This is a genomic window from Lysinibacillus sp. NPDC093216 (genome assembly GCF_050280325.1).
In the GTDB taxonomy this organism is placed as follows: Bacteria; Bacillota; Bacilli; order Bacillales_A; family Planococcaceae; genus Lysinibacillus.
The window spans coordinates 96,800-113,018 of sequence record NZ_JBNNVB010000004.1; the positions used below are offsets into that span (position 1 = coordinate 96,800).

A 16,219-nucleotide genomic window follows, 5' to 3' on the forward strand; every position below is an offset into this window, starting at 1 on the left:
TATCCCTCCGCATGTCATTTAAAGTTAATACGATGTTGATAATTGGTAATCATAGCCTCATTATGAGACAAATCAGAGTCAACATTATTACTTTTAAAAACTGGTAATATTTCGTCAGATAAAGCCATGTTCTCAATGATTTCACTGAATAATGCATTTAAAATAAATGAACCGATCACTGTAGAGGATGGCGCATACTGTATTTCATGGTGATGCAGCAAACCATCTCCTATTGGTATATGCGTATCGATCACTATATCTACTACATCCTCTAAGCGCTGTCCACTTTGATGGCGGGTCGGCTGTTCGCAATAAGCAAGAGATTGCAGCGACATGACCAACACTCCAGCTTCTTTCGCTAAATATGCTACATCAATAGGTGCTTGATTTCTCCCGGATGTTGAAATAACAATGCAAACATCATTTTCATGAAAATCAAAATGATCTTTATACCGTTCAATGATAGTCGGGTTCTTCTCATTTTCAGATGACGTCATTGCTCCTGCGTGTAATGTTAAAGGTTCAATAATAATAGGACATACAGGTACAAGCCCTCCTGCACGATAAAATGCATCCTGTGCTAAAAGATGAGAATGACCACAACCAAATAATTGGACAATTCCCCCACATTGAAGCCTTTTGACAATTAATTGTGCTGCCTCTTTTATTCGGGCATATTCTTGCTCCCTCACGACCTGCATTAACTTTTGAATTTCTAGATAATATGCATCCATAGGATCACCTTTTAATTTCACTAATGAATTTGTATCGATCAGCTCGATAAGTACTTCGCACAAGCTCGAACGGAACTCCATCAGATAAATAACTTGTACGTTTAATAATTAACACAGGTGCAGTATGATTAATTTGCAAAAATTTACTATCTTCTTTTGGAACAATAGCTGCCTCCATTTGCTGAATAGCATTGCCAATTTTTTGATGGAATTTTGCTTCAATTAACGCATATAATGACCCCATTATTTTCTTTTCATCTAATTCTGGATATACTTTCACAGGAATATACGTTCTTTCGATTGCCATTGGCTTGGAATCTGCACTACGGATTCGAACAACGAAGAATACCTCTTCGCCCGGCTCTAACATTAAATCTCTAGCAATATCAATTGGTGGTACGATTTTTTCAAAGCGTAAAACTTTACTGCTTGGTTCCATTCCTCTAGCCCGCATATCCTCTGTGAAACTTGTTAATCCTTTTAGCGGTTGTTCTAATTTTGGGTTAGCAACATATGTACCTTTCCCTTTTTCGCGGTACAGTAAACCGCTATTGACTAAATTTGTGATTGATTGACGAACTGTCATTCTACTAACATCAAACTGCATAGAAAGCTCTCGCTCAGAAGGAATATTTTCTCCGATTTTGTATTCTTCTAAATAAATACGTTGTTTAATAATCTCTTCTATTTGTATATAGATAGGTATATGAGAATTTTTATCTAACAAGTGTTGCACCATCCTTATCGCCTCTTTACTTTCACTTCTCAAATACAACTTTACCCCGACAAATAGTTTTTTGTACATTTAAATGTTCATCTAGTAATACAAAATCTGCATCATAGCCTTCTGCAATACGACCTTTAGTTGCAAGCTGTAATTGTTTAGCAGCATTCGTAGAGGACATTGCGACAATTTCCTGCAATGAGCAATCGGTAACTGCTTTCATATTTTTTACTGCCTGCTCCATCGTTAGCACACTACCCGCTAAAGCCCCATTAGATAAATGAGCCCCATCCTTAGAAACATGAACGGTTTGACCACCTAAATCATAATCACCATAATGTAAGCCTTTTGCCCGCATCGCATCTGTAATTAAGATAATACCATTCGCTCCTTTTATTCGATATGCTAGCTTTACAGCTTGAGGATGGCTATGCACGAAATCAGCTATAATTTCAGTCTTCACCTGATCTTCTAAAAGCACTGCACCAACGACACCTGGTTGGCGATGATGGAAAGGGCGCATTTGGTTATATAAATGTGTAGCCTGCCTTACTCCCAATGCTATTGCCTTATCCACTTCCTCAATTGATGCGTCAGAATGGCCAATGGAAGCAATAACATTTAAATCTTTTAGCGCTTCAATAAACGTAAAGCCTCCCTCTACCTCAGGTGCAATTGTGACTTGTTTAATGCGTTGCTTACTTATGTTCTGCCAGGATGTAAATTGCTCAGCAGACGGTAAAATAATGTATTCTATTGGCTGAGCTCCTGCCCGTTTTTTCGATACATATGGCCCCTCTACATGTATCCCTAATAAGCTTGCCTCATCATCATTATTTTCAAATTGAGCAACGTTGGATAAAGCGCTTTCAATTACTTCTATAGATTGCGTCATTGTAGTAGCAAGGAAGCCCGTAACGCCTTCTTGTACTAAAGAACGCGCCATTTGATGTAATGCTAATTGTGTAGCATCCATCACATCATGCCCAGCAGAGCCATGTATGTGCATATCAATATAGCCAGGTAGTAGTAGCCAATTTTTATTTTTGCCATCTATATAGCATTCGGCCTGATCAGATAGGTTATGACTTATTTTAATAATCCTACCATTATCAATGAATAAGTCACCCTTAATCGGTGCCTCATCATGATTGACTATCGTAACATTGGAAATTAAAAGTGTATTCTTCAATAGATCACCCCCTAATCATTTTTTGAGGAGCTTTGCTGAAGTTAACAAGCTATCACTTAACTTGGTATAGTTGTCTATACCAATTATATGACACTTTTACAAAAATAAAAAGTATTTTTTATATTTTCTAATTTTTTCACTAAATCATCATCACGTGGGGTTGATCTCCGTTCCGGCTGGGCACTTTGCCGCTGACGCTTCGCTTTCGCGCAGAGCATAGCTTCCTGGGGGCGTCCAGCCTTCTTTTTAAGCCAAGAATCATCGTCATTTCTCCTCTACAAATAACTATTATAAATCTTGCTATGCAGTTGTCTTTTTGAATAACCATTTATTCGCACTAAAAAAGGAGCTAATTTCATGCTCCTTTTTGTGGTTATTTACTATGTATGACGAATCCCGATTGTGCCGTTATGCCAAGAAACATTCGTTTTGAACCCGCAATTCGCAGGGGGGTGCCTGGTTTGCAGCTTTAAACGTCCCGCTCCGCATGGGGCTTGTTTGCGACTACAAAATGAAGGCTCCCGATTCTAATATGTTCGGTCAAAACTGTTAAGTAGAGCTAGCAATTAGACAAACACATCAGGATTCGTATTACAGTTATAATAACACGATATTTCTGACAATTCAAACTATTTTCTTTAAAAAAATCTTCATTCTTGCGAAAACGCAAAAAATACCTAGATTCTCAACAAATTTCGCTAGAGAATCCAGGTATTTAGGAGTATTAATTATCTTTTAAATGTTTTAATTGCTAAATTTAGCTCATTCAATTGTTCTAGAGAAACTTCACTTGGTGCATTCGTTAATAAGCAGCTTGCACTTGCTGTTTTCGGGAATGCAATTGTGTCACGTAAGTTAGTACTGCCTGCAAGTAGCATTACGAAGCGGTCAAGACCAAATGCAAGACCTCCATGTGGTGGTACTCCGTATTCAAATGCTTCTAATAAGTAGCCAAATTGAGCTCTTGCTTCTTCTTCTGTGAAACCAAGTAAATTAAACATTTTTTCTTGTAATTCACGTTCATAAATACGTAGCGAACCTCCACCAAGCTCATATCCGTTTAATACGATATCGTATGCTTGCGCGCGGACAGCTGAAGGATCAGTTTCCATTAACGGAATATCTTCGTCAAATGGACGTGTGAATGGATGGTGCGCTGCATAATAGCGACCGTCTTCCTCAGAGTACTCTAATAATGGCCAATCTGTGATCCATAGGAATGCAAATTCTGATTCGTCGATTAAGCCTAAATCTTGACCTAATTTCGTACGAAGTGCACCTAAAGATGCTGCTACAACAGACGCTTTATCAGCAACGAATACTAAAATATCGCCCACTTCAGCTTTCATACGTTCGATTAATGAAGCAGCTAATGCTTCGTCAAAGAATTTTGCAATCGGTCCGTTTAAGCCTTCTTCTGTTACTTTTAACCAAGCCAGACCTTTTGCTCCATAAATACCAACGAATTTTGTTAGCTCGTCCATGTCTTTACGAGAGTATTTGTCTGCCGCACCTTTAATGTTGATACTCTTTACTTGCTTACCTTGTGCTACTGTATCAGCAAACACTTTGAAATTACAGCCATCAAAAATATCATTTAAAGCAACTAGCTCTAAGCCGAAACGTACATCAGGTTTATCTGAGCCGTAACGATCCATAGCTTCTTGATATTTCATACGTTGGAATGGTGCAGGGATATCAATGCCTTTTACTTCTTTCATAACTGCTTGGATTAAGCGTTCGTTCATTTCAATAATTTCTTCTTGCGTTAAAAAGCTTGTTTCAATATCAACTTGTGTAAACTCTGGTTGACGGTCAGCACGTAAGTCTTCATCGCGGAAACAACGTGCGATTTGGAAGTATTTTTCGAAACCAGACACCATTAATAATTGCTTAAATAGCTGAGGTGATTGTGGTAGTGCATAAAATTCGCCTTCATGAACACGTGATGGTACTAAATAGTCACGAGCTCCTTCTGGAGATGATTTTGTTAAAATTGGCGTCTCTACTTCTAAGAAGCCTTCGTTTTGTAAGAAGTTACGAATTGTACGAGTAACGTCTGAACGCATTTTAAATGTGTCAAACATAACAGGACGACGCAGGTCAAGATAACGATATTTTAAACGCAAATCTTCAGATACATCAGTACGATCTTCGATTTGGAATGGTGTTGTTTTTGCCGTATTAATAACGACTAATTTTGTTGCTTCTACTTCAATTTTGCCGTTTGGTACATTTGGGTTGATTTGATCTTCTGCACGAAGAATAACTGTCCCCTCTACTTCAATTACGTACTCACTACGCACTTTATCGGCTAGAGCATGTGCTTCTGCAACATCAGGGCTAAACACTACCTGAGTGATTCCAGTACGGTCACGTAAATCAATGAAGATTAAACCGCCTAAGTCGCGACGACGTTGTACCCAACCTTTTAATACGACTTTTTCGCCTTTTAATACTTCTGAAAGTTCATTACTAGCATGTGTTCTTGTTGCCATTATTTAATTCCTCCAAAATTTATTTGGCTCATCTCCATAACTTTGGGTTGATTTATCCACATGACATACGTTTTCACAAAATGTCATCCCCAACTTTCGTTGATGAACCGTTTATTTTACTTATGTAGCATACCGTTCCTACTAGTAGTGAATGGATGCCAAGGAAAATTAGCAGTTCATTAGATGAATTATCTGTCCAAATGACGTAGATATTTGAATTGGACAGATAATCCTGTATTGATCTATAAACGATTTATGTTTTAACAGATTCGCTTATTGTTTTAATAGGTAGTTCACTAATTCCGAGAACGCTACTTTTTGTTGTTCACCTGATTCCATATGTTTAACAGTAGCTACTTGCTCTTCAAGTTCCGTTTCGCCTAAAACAATCGTATATTTCGCACCTAAACGGTCTGCTGATTTCATTTGAGCTTTCATTTTGCGATCTAAATAATCCATCTCTGCAGAAATGCCCTTAGCACGGAAGGTACTTGTTAATTCTACAGTTTTTAGCTTCGCTTCTTCGCCCATAGCGATCATATAAACATCGAGTCCTGATGCTGTGTCTAATTCAACACCTTCAGCTTCAAGTGCAAGCAACAGACGCTCAATACTTAATGCGAAACCGATACCTGGTACTTCTGGTCCACCAATTTCTTGCACAAGGCCATTATAGCGACCCCCACCACAAAGTGTAGTAATTGATCCAAATCCTGAAGCCGTTGACATAATTTCAAAAGTCGTATGATTGTAATAATCAAGACCTCTTACAAGATTTGGATCGACCTCATACGAAATTCCCAGTGTATCTAAGTACGTTTTAACTTGAGCGAAATATGCTGCTGACTCCTCAGTTAGGAAATCAGTTAATGCAGGTGCAGATTGCATTAATGGGTGCTCGCGGTCTACCTTACAGTCTAAAATACGAAGTGGGTTTTTTTGCAAACGATTTTGGCAGTCTGAACAAAACTCATGAATATGTGGTTCGAAGTGTTGTAGCAGTGCTGTACGGTGTGTATCACGTGTATCTTTGTCACCAAGTGAGTTAATGACTAATTTTAAATCTTTTAAACCTGCTGATTCATAGACATCCATTGCTAGTGCAATAACTTCTGCATCAATGGCTGGATCAGCTGAACCAATTGCTTCTACTCCAAATTGAACAAATTGACGGTAGCGCCCTGCTTGTTGACGTTCATAACGGAACATTGGTCCTAAATATGAAAGCTTTACTGGTTGATCAGGTGCACCAAACATTTTATGCTCAACATAAGCACGAACTACACCAGCTGTATTCTCCGGACGTAATGTTAACGAACGGCCACCGCGATCTTCAAATGTATACATTTCTTTTTGAACAACATCTGTTGTTTCACCGACACCACGTGCAAATAAATCTGTTTGCTCAAAAATTGGTGTACGAATTTCATTGTAGCGATAGACACGACAGATATCACGGATAACCGCTTCTATCTTTTGCCATTTTTCTGATTGACCAGGCAAAATATCTTGTGTCCCTCGTGGCACTTTAAAACTCATAGAAAAACCTCCTTTATTAATTGCTTATGAGCAAGCTGTCTTCTGGACTTCTCTTATTTTTTGTCCACTAAAAAAGCCCTCGCCTCCTTGCGTTATGCAAGGGACGAGAGCTGTACAAGCTTCCGCGGTTCCACCCTAGTTGACGCATCAAATACATGCGTCCTCCTCCAAATCGGATAACGGCCGATTCCGTTTTTTCCTACTAAGCGTTACCTTTTCAGAAAAAAGCCTCTCAAGTGTTGTTCACAATATACATTTTTGTAGGAAAGATTTCAGCCTAGGTCTTTCCCTCTCTTCTCCAATAGAGGTATATGCTACTCGCTTGGTCATAAGCGGTTAATCATTTTTTGATTACCCTTTATGTTAGTCACAACAAAAGGCAATGTCAACTGTTTTTATTTTTTTTACAATACATTCGATAAAATAACAAATTCCATTACCTTTTTCCCACGAATTCTATTACTAAAGCATGGTAAAATAGCACAAGATAGGAGGAGTCTGATGAGGACAAAACTTTTAAATATTAGTATCATCTTCGTACTAGTGCTAATAATTGCGATTCCAAATATGAATAATATTCAAAGAGCACTAGCAGACACCAGTGATTTAAAAGTAACTGGAACGATTCTTCATTTACGTGAGGGACCTGGACTGTCTTATCCAATCATTACAACATTAGATGAGGGTGATTCGCTAACTTCTATTAGTCGTGAAGGTGACTGGATTCAAGTAAAAGCAGGCAATTACGAAGGTTGGGTAGCATCTTGGCTAACAACTTCAATAAACGATAAACAAACGGTTGATCAAACGTTGATATCACAAGTTGATCGTCTAAATATTCGTACTGAGCCTGACATATCTTCAGCAGTTCTAGGACAATTATCAATAGGCAGCCAATCTAAACTTATTGAAAAAAATGGTGAATGGGCAAAAATAGATTGGAACGGACTAGTTGGGTGGGTATCTACTGACTATGTTACAATCAATGACCTACCTGAAAAAAAGGTTAAGGCTGAGGCTGATGAACCTAAAGTTGAAGTATCTACTACAAAAAAAACCAACAAAGATACAACATTTACAGTTTTAGTAGATGCACTTAATGTGCGCCAAAATCCCGACTTAAATGCTAAAAAAATAGGAACAGCTTCAAATGGACAAGCCTTTAAAGTACTGGCTCAAGAGCATAACTGGGTAAAAATTCAATATAACGATAATAAAGCAGGTTGGGTTTATAGCTTTTATGGTACTTTTTCAAATAAAGGAAAAACGACATCAAAATCTGCTTCTTCTTCCTCAGAGCTTGAATCTGTCACAATCATTTATAATGGGACAAACCTACGGACAGATGCATCAACGACTGCTGATGTTGTTGTACGTGTAGATGCCGGTGAAACCTACCCTATTGTAGGCGCTAAAAATGACTTTTATGAAATACAAGTAGATGACAAAACTGCATTTGTGGCGAACTGGGTCGTTACTACTTCTTCGTCGAGCAAAACAACTACTGCTATAAAAAAAGATAAATCTACACCACGCAAGAAAGGCACTTTAAATGGGCTAACAATTGTCGTAGATGCTGGACATGGCGGAAATGATCACGGCACTACCGGACAACGTGGAACAAATGAGAAGGAAATTACATTGAAAACAGCTTCTCTTCTAGCTTCAAAGTTGAGTGCTGCTGGAGCAAATGTTGTCATGACAAGAGAATCAGATGAATATGTTGCACTCCGTAAACGCGTCTCAATTGCGCACCAGTATGAGGCAGATGCTTTTATCAGTATTCATTATGATGCAACAGACGATAGCTCCGTTAATGGCTTCACCTCATATTATATGAACAGTAATCAACAAGGTCTTGCAGAGGCAATAAATAATGGACTTTCCAATAAAATCGATTTAAAGAATCGTGGTACCCAACAAGGAAATTATTTAGTTCTACGAGAAAATCGTCAACAAGCTGCACTCATTGAGCTAGGCTACTTAAGTAATGGTAGTGAGGAACGTGTTATTACAAACGCTAAATTCCGTGAACAAGCTACTCTCGGTATCTACCAAGGTATTTTAAAATACTTTAACGAAGATCGATAAAGTGAAACTTGTATCAGCGGGGATTATTAATAAGCTGCAAAGGAAAGTAGAATTGTACTTCCCTTGCAGCTTATTTATTTTGTTTTAAATGACTCTTTGTTATAGACGTTATAAGTTATGGTGTTTGCCTTTCAGTACTCACTGTCAAATATTATGTACACTCAAACGAAAAAAGGCCTCCAACTCACATTACATGAGTATAGAGGTCCTTTATGCGCTTATTTTTTCATTGTTGCTAGCGTAACCCATACAATCTCCTTCATACTAATGAAAAATGGCGTATGGCTAACCTCTAAAACAATATCATCAGGTAATACAGAGATTAATTTTCCTTGCTGAATATTTTTCTTAGTTTGCACTACAATTGCCTGACCAATCATCATGTTAAGAGTCTCGTATAAATATGGATTTGATATGCTTCCTACCTGCGTCATCTTTAATACACTTCCTTCCTACAAAACTAACCATACTATTTAATGTATGAAGGAATCATAGGAAATGTACCATTTATTTAGACTCAAGAAGTATTGTAATAGGGCCATCATTTGTCAGTGCAACATCCATCATTGCACCAAAAATTCCTGTTTCCACATGTAAACCGTGTTCACGTAAGGAATTATTAAAAGCCTCCCATAACGGTTCCGCGACTTCTGGTCTTGCTGCACTTGTAAAACTTGGACGATTCCCCTTTTTTGCATCTCCATACAATGTAAATTGTGAGACGGATAGAATAGCCCCTCCATGCTCTAAAATGGAATGATTCATTTTTCCATCAGCATCTTCCCAAAGGCGGAGATTTGCTACTTTTTTTGCTAAATATTCAACATCCTCCTGCGTGTCCCCGTGTGTAATGCCAACCAGAAGAACATAACCGCTATCAATAGCACCCGTTACTTTTCCGTCAACCGTAACAGAGGCTGCTTTACTACGTTGTAAAACTACTTTCATTTTTTAAAACCTCAATTCTCCTATTGTATGCACCAGAAGTTCCATTTTCGGTACATAACAAAGTTGCTACTGCCTAACCATCCCAATTAGTTAATAACACGTTGTACTGAATATATATCAGGTGTTTGCTTAATACGTTCCACTACTTTATGCAAATGCGAAATATTTGAAATCGAAATCGTTAAATGAATCGTTGCCATTTTATCACGATCTGCACGACCACTCACTGCTAAAATATTCGTTTTCGTTTCGCTAACAATTTGCATGATTTCATTTAAAATTCCTGGTCTATCGAAGGCCGAAACTTCAATATCGACAGGGTATTCTTTTTTTTCTGGAGTAAGTCCATGTTCCCATTCAACTTCTATTAAGCGCTCCTGCTCATCATCAACTTGAATATTTGGACAGTCCGCACGGTGCACTGAAACACCTCTTCCTTTCGTAATGAAGCCTACAATTTCATCTCCAGGAACTGGCGTACAACAACGTGAAAGTCGAATAAGCATATTGTCGATATCTTTTACGATAACACCCGATTCCGTACGTTTTTGCGGAATAGGGTTTTTCATTTTTTGTTCAATTTTCTCTAGCGCTTCTTCCTGTTCACGCTCTTTGCGACGTTTTTCCGCTAGACGATTAACAACTTGCTGAGCTGTAATTCCATTCATGCCAACAGCTGCATATAAATCTTCTTCATTTGTATAGTTGAATTTTTCGCATACTCGCTTCAAATTGTCCGCTGACATTGTTTCTTTTACGTCAAAACCTTGTGCGCGGATTTCCTTTTCTATCATCTCTTTACCTTTGATGATATTTTCCTCACGAAGATGACGTTTGAAAAACTGCTTTATTTTATTTTTCGCCTGTGAGGATTGGGCAATTTTTAGCCAATCGCGACTCGGACCAAATGATTGCTTAGACGTTAAAATTTCAATAATATCTCCCGTTTTTAACGGTGTATCAAGTGGCACCATTTTACCATTGATTTTCGCGCCAATTGTACGATTCCCAACTTCTGAATGCACACGATATGCGAAGTCGATCGGTACAGAGCCTGCTGGTAATTCAATGACATCTCCTTCAGGTGTGAATACATAGACCATATCAGAGAATAAATCAAATTTTAAAGATTCCATAAATTCTTCAGCATTAGAAGATTCGTTTTGGAATTCTAAAATTTCTCGGAACCACGTTAATTTTTGGTCGACATTTTGTTTTTCATTATCAACTTTTTTACCTTCTTTATACGCCCAATGCGCTGCAATCCCGTACTCGGCAATTTTATGCATTTCCTTCGTACGAATTTGAACTTCTAATGGGTCACCATAAGGACCAATTACTGTTGTATGCAGGGATTGATATAGGTTTTGTTTTGGCATCGCAATATAATCTTTAAAACGTCCAGGCATTGGCTTCCATAATGTATGCACAATCCCAAGCACGGCATAGCAATCTTTAATACTATCGACAAGTACACGAATGGCTAATAAATCATAAATCTCGTTGAATTGTTTCTTTTGTAACACCATTTTACGATAAATACTGTAAATATGTTTTGGGCGACCATATATATCTGCTTCAATTTCAACATCTGTAAGCTGTGACTTCATCTCACCCATTACATTATCTAAATAGGCCTCACGCTCATCACGTTTTTTCTTCATAAGACTGACAATGCGATAATATTGCTGTGGATTTAAATAACGAAGTGCTGTATCCTCAAGCTCCCATTTAACAGTCGAAATCCCAAGACGATGCGCGAGTGGTGCAAAAATTTCAAGCGTTTCTTTAGAAATACGGCGTTGTTTTTCTGCAGGTAAATGCTTTAACGTGCGCATATTATGTAGACGGTCTGCCAGTTTAATCAAAATGACACGAATATCCTGCGCCATAGCTACAAACATTTTTCGATGATTTTCTGCTTGCTGCGCTTCTTTAGATAAATATTTAATTTTCCCCAGCTTTGTTACACCATCTACAAGCATCGCAACCTCTTCGCCGAATTCACGAACCAAATCGTCGCGCGTAAAATCCGTATCCTCGACAACATCATGTAAAAAACCAGCTGCAACTGTTTCAGGATCCATTTGTAATTCAGCTAAAATTCCAGCTACTTGCACAGGGTGAATAATATACGGTTCACCTGAGCTTCGGAATTGCTCAATATGGGCATCCCTTGCTAATTCATATGCTTTTTTCACGAATGCGACATTTTCATCATTCATGTAGGATTTGACTAACTCAAAAACGTCCTCGGGAGTCAAAATTTGCTCTTTCGCCATAACATGTCCACCTTGCTCGTCAAATTTTTCAGATTAGATATAAACTTAATTGTATAAAATTTTATGGGCTATTGTAAAGTAACTGTGTCATTTTGTTTAGTTATTCTCGTGAACAATGTGAAAAATGGAAAAATATTCTCCTGAATGAATAAAAAGACCCTTTGCGAATGCAATATTTCGCAAAGAGTCTCTCTTATCGTATCATAGTTGTCGGCTTATTTATTATACGCTACAGCAATTTTTGTACCAACTACTGCATTATTTTTTACTAATGCAATATTGGCAACAAGGCTTTTACCTTCTGTTAATTCTTTCACTTTTCCAAGTAAGAATGGTGTCACGTTTTTACCTTGAATACCGTTTTCTTCTGCTTCTACTAGAGCTTTTTCAATGATTTCAGTAATGAATGAATGCTCAAGCGCGTCAGACTCTGGAATTGGGTTAGCAATAACAGCTCCGCCTTTTAAGCCTAATTGCCATTTTGCACGTAGCATTTCGGCCACTTCCTCTGGTGTATCAATCTTGAAGTTGACATCAAAACCACTTTGACGTGTATAGAATGCTGGTAGTTCATCTGTACCATATCCAACGACTGGCACACCTTTTGTTTCAAGATATTCTAAAGTTAAACCAATATCTAAAATAGACTTAGCGCCCGCACAAATTACGGCAACATTTGTTTGTGCTAGTTCTTCTAAATCTGCTGAAATATCCATTGTTGTTTCAGCACCACGGTGTACCCCGCCGATACCACCAGTTACAAAAATTTCAATACCAGCTAGCTCAGCACAAATCATTGTTGCAGCTACAGTTGTAGCTCCTAATTTTTTTGATGCTAAAAGATAGCCTAAGTCGCGACGAGATGCTTTTGCTACACCTTGTGCATTACCGAACATTTCAAGTTCTTCATCTGATAAACCAATTTTAATTTTACCGTCGATTAAAGCAATTGTTGCTGGCACTCCACCATTATCACGAACAATTTGTTCCACTTCACGTGCTGTTTGTACATTTTGTGGATATGGCATTCCGTGAGAAATAATTGTTGATTCTAATGCTACGATTGGTAAGCCTTTTGCTTGTCCTGCTTTTACTTCTTCTGATAATACGATGAATTCTTTCATGTTGTTATTCCTCCATTTCATTGTTTAACAAATCAACTGATAGCTCAGGTCTTACGGTATATGGAGATGCAAGTGTATTTTTGGCATTCGTTAAGCCTGCATCAATACATGTTGCAAATGATTGCCCAGTAAGCCAGCTATGGATTACAGCACTGACAAAGGCGTCTCCTGCACCTGTTACATCTTCAATTTTTTCTACAGCTTTAGCTGTAAAATGACTTGGCTTCGTTGTAGTGGAAGCTGCATACACACCCTTGCTACCCGCTGTAATAATTACATGTTCAGCACCTAATGTAAGAAGTTGCTGTAAAGCCTTTTCGTAGTGTGCTGAGTTTTCGATTTTATGACCTACAATCGTCTCAGCTTCATCTGTGTTACAAATAAACCATGTTACCCCTTGTAACGTATCCGGTAATCGATTCATTTTGGGCGAAGATACCGGTACGATAACAAATGGAATGTCACGGGCAATCGCAACCTGCTGTATGTAAGCAACTGTTTCTTTTGGACAGTTTAAGTCCATAATAAAGCAGCCCGCATTCATCAGCATTGCCTCATGTTTTTTTAGCAAACTTGGCAATAAAAGATCATATACTTCCATATTTGCTACTGCTAGTGCTAGCTCGCCCTGCTCATCCATAACCGCAGTATAGGAACCCGTCGAAGCGTCAGGTAGCTGCTCCACATAACGTAAATTCATAAATGGCTCTGAAGCTTCTTGGATCACTTGCCAATCAGCATCTTTGCCGGCAGTAGTCAGCAATGTTACTTGATGATTTAATCTACCTAAATTTTCAGCAATGTTTCGGCCAACACCACCTACACTAAATGAAGAGCTAGCAGGATTAGAAGTACCGAATTGGACATTCCCTTTTACATGAAATTTTCGGTCAAGATTGGCTCCACCGATACAAATAATTTCATTTTCCTCAGGCAAAATATATGCACGACCTACAATTTTCCCTTGCTTCGTTAAGCTAGACACTAAATTAGCAAGGACTGGTCGAGATAGCTTCATCTTATCTGCCATCTCTTGCTGAGACATAAACGGATTCTGGCGAATTAATGCAAGGACCGCCTGTTCTCTTTCATTCATAGCATCACCTTTTATTATATTTGTTTACATTATAAACTTTTGTTTGGTTGATGTCAAAAAATTTTTTAATAAAAAAAGTTGAAACCGATATGATACTGGCTTCAACTTTTTGTTGTGATAACTATTGCTTCAATGAAATTAAGGTGTCGTGTTAAATAAAGTATGGCTTTTCGGTATAACGAGGGGGGTGATTTCCGTTCCAACTGGGCGCTTTCCTGTGGGCGCCCAATGAGCCGCTTCACTTCGCTTCAGGGTCTCATCTGCGTGAAAGCGATAGCGGCGGAAATTCAGGGTTTTGCGGCGTTCTTTACTTGGTAGGCGGCGCAATTTCGGGGGTTTGCGGCGTTCTTTGCTTGGTTAGCGGAGCAATTTCGGGGGTTTGCGGCGTTCTTTGCTTGGTTAGCGGCGCAACTTACACTTTTAGCGGCGAATTCCAATATAACCTGGACAAATATTTTCTGTGCGAAAGCGTAGCGCAGCAACAACAAATTCGGAGGAACGGCTCACTGCTGTAAAATGCCAATCGTTGATAAAATTTTAAGAAACGACGATAGCAACAAGAGTCTCACCTTAAGCAAAGCGAGTAGCTAATTATCAAGTATTGGCATGATAAGGTGTTTGTTTTTTCACGATGATGACAAATAAACTTGCCAATGCACAGAACATCCCAGCAAGGAAAAAGGCCCAAGTATATGAATTGAAAAACTTATAGATGAGGCCTCCACCAAAGGCAGCAACTGCAGCTCCTGCTTGATGAGATGCGAAAATCCACCCATAAATAATGCCACTTTTATTTGTACCAAAAATTTGTCTAGAAATACTGATCGTTGGAGGCACTGTTGCAATCCAATCTAATCCATAAAATATTGTAAAGATTGTCAGTAAAGTGAACGACCCTTGCATTAATGCATATGGAAGTAAAAGGAGAGACGTTCCTCTTAAAAGGTAATACCAAAACAATAACCATCGATTATCAAAACGATCAGACAGCCACCCTGATAAAGTAGTGCCTACAAGATTAAACACTCCCATAAAAGAAAGAAAGGATGCAGCGGTTACGAAAGGGACACCAAAGCTAATACAGTATGAAACAAAATGAGTACCCACTAATCCACTAGTTGAAAGTCCACAAATAAAAAAACTTCCCGCTAATAACCAAAATTCTTTCTTCTTTATTGCCTCAAATAAACCATTAAAAGCATTACTAATCGGATTTTTCTTATGATCCTCTTGTTGCATTTCTAAATCTTCTTCCATTCCATAAGGAAGAATCCCAATATCCTGTGGCTTATTTTTAATAAATATTGAAATAGTGATGAACATAACAATACTTAAAATGAGAATTAATCCAATCGCCCATCGCCAAGAATAATGTTCAATAATAATCGCCAATAAGGGTAAGAGAATTAACTGCCCTGTTGCAGTACTCGCCGTTAAAATCCCAACTGCCAACCCTCTACTTTTCACAAACCAATGATTGGCTACATACGGACTTAACACCGTTAAAAAAAGACTTGCTCCTAAACCAATAATACCGCCCCATATAACGATTAACTGCCATGATTGAGTCATGAAAAGCGTAAGCATCATGCCAATGAATAATGTAGCCATCGCACCTAGCATCATTTTCTTTAAACCCGCTATTTCTAGTAATGCCGCCATAAAAGGACCCGAAAAACCATATAAAAATAGACTCACTGCAAAAGCTAAGGCAATTAAAGATCGATCCCAATTAAATTCTTTTTCAAAGGAGTCTATAAATACCCCTGATGATGACATTGTAATCCCTGCAACAATAATTGAGAAAAAGGTTACGACTAAAATAAACCAGCTATAATGAATACGTTTCATCTTGACACCTTCATTTCTTAAAAAAATTTTTAAAAGATTGCAGCTCAATACATGTATATGCATATATTACTGGAGTAAATGCCTTTCGGAAACATGTATATACATATATAATCTTAGTAATCACTTTTATTACTGTCAAG

Annotated in this window: 12 protein-coding genes, 1 other RNA gene and 1 other annotated feature; of the genes, 1 reads left to right on the plus strand and 12 read right to left on the minus strand. The window is 38.2% G+C overall.

The window, feature by feature from the left end; genetic code table 11:
* Nucleotides 1-14: 14 nt before the first annotated feature.
* The 6 genes from ACQKOG_RS06645 to hisS form a co-directional block, all read right to left on the minus strand.
* On the minus strand, nt 15-734 hold the full coding sequence (locus ACQKOG_RS06645; RefSeq protein WP_415731221.1) for a sugar isomerase domain-containing protein: 720 nt from the start codon (nt 732-734) through the stop codon (nt 15-17).
* A 4-nt stretch (nt 735-738) separates the two neighbouring features.
* Nucleotides 739-1,461 carry a GntR family transcriptional regulator gene (locus ACQKOG_RS06650; protein ID WP_415731220.1) on the minus strand — a complete coding sequence of 241 codons (723 nt, stop codon included), beginning with the start codon at nt 1,459-1,461 and terminating at the stop codon, nt 739-741.
* 31 nt (nt 1,462-1,492) lie between these two features.
* Nucleotides 1,493-2,650 carry an N-acetylglucosamine-6-phosphate deacetylase gene (gene nagA / locus ACQKOG_RS06655; protein ID WP_427445716.1) on the minus strand — a complete coding sequence of 386 codons (1,158 nt, stop codon included), beginning with the start codon at nt 2,648-2,650 and terminating at the stop codon, nt 1,493-1,495.
* 389 nt (nt 2,651-3,039) lie between these two features.
* Nucleotides 3,040-3,239, minus strand: a non-coding RNA gene (gene ssrS / locus ACQKOG_RS06660) — 6S RNA.
* Nucleotides 3,240-3,378: 139 nt separating this feature from the next.
* Nucleotides 3,379-5,148: an aspartate--tRNA ligase gene (gene aspS / locus ACQKOG_RS06665; protein ID WP_427445718.1), complete on the minus strand. Its 1,770-nt coding sequence runs from the start codon at nt 5,146-5,148 to the stop codon at nt 3,379-3,381.
* 273 nt (nt 5,149-5,421) lie between these two features.
* Nucleotides 5,422-6,687 carry a histidine--tRNA ligase gene (hisS, locus tag ACQKOG_RS06670; RefSeq protein ID WP_370075393.1) on the minus strand — a complete coding sequence of 422 codons (1,266 nt, stop codon included), beginning with the start codon at nt 6,685-6,687 and terminating at the stop codon, nt 5,422-5,424.
* 96 nt (nt 6,688-6,783) lie between these two features.
* Nucleotides 6,784-7,026 (minus strand) — a binding site (T-box leader).
* A gap of 162 nt (nt 7,027-7,188) precedes the next feature.
* Between hisS and ACQKOG_RS06675 the strand changes: the two genes are divergently transcribed.
* Complete coding sequence (locus ACQKOG_RS06675) at nt 7,189-8,778, plus strand: N-acetylmuramoyl-L-alanine amidase (RefSeq protein WP_427445720.1); 1,590 nt, start codon at nt 7,189-7,191, stop codon at nt 8,776-8,778.
* Between the two features lie 218 nt (nt 8,779-8,996).
* Here ACQKOG_RS06675 and ACQKOG_RS06680 read toward each other — a convergent pair whose 3' ends face one another.
* The 6 genes from ACQKOG_RS06680 to ACQKOG_RS06705 form a co-directional block, all read right to left on the minus strand.
* Complete coding sequence (locus ACQKOG_RS06680; RefSeq protein WP_370075395.1) at nt 8,997-9,212, minus strand: DUF2642 domain-containing protein; 216 nt, start codon at nt 9,210-9,212, stop codon at nt 8,997-8,999.
* A gap of 73 nt (nt 9,213-9,285) precedes the next feature.
* Complete coding sequence (dtd, locus tag ACQKOG_RS06685; protein ID WP_370075396.1) at nt 9,286-9,726, minus strand: D-aminoacyl-tRNA deacylase; 441 nt, start codon at nt 9,724-9,726, stop codon at nt 9,286-9,288.
* An 86-nt stretch (nt 9,727-9,812) separates the two neighbouring features.
* A complete protein-coding gene (locus ACQKOG_RS06690; RefSeq protein WP_370075397.1) occupies nt 9,813-12,008 on the minus strand; it encodes a RelA/SpoT family protein in 2,196 nt (731 codons plus the stop codon).
* Nucleotides 12,009-12,223: 215 nt separating this feature from the next.
* Entirely contained in the window at nt 12,224-13,132 is a 909-nt protein-coding gene (locus ACQKOG_RS06695) for a pseudouridine-5'-phosphate glycosidase (RefSeq protein WP_370075398.1), read from the minus strand.
* A 4-nt stretch (nt 13,133-13,136) separates the two neighbouring features.
* Complete coding sequence (locus ACQKOG_RS06700) at nt 13,137-14,228, minus strand: carbohydrate kinase (protein ID WP_370075399.1); 1,092 nt, start codon at nt 14,226-14,228, stop codon at nt 13,137-13,139.
* A gap of 594 nt (nt 14,229-14,822) precedes the next feature.
* On the minus strand, nt 14,823-16,079 hold the full coding sequence (locus tag ACQKOG_RS06705; protein ID WP_370075400.1) for an MFS transporter: 1,257 nt from the start codon (nt 16,077-16,079) through the stop codon (nt 14,823-14,825).
* Between the last annotated feature and the right edge of the window lie 140 nt (nt 16,080-16,219).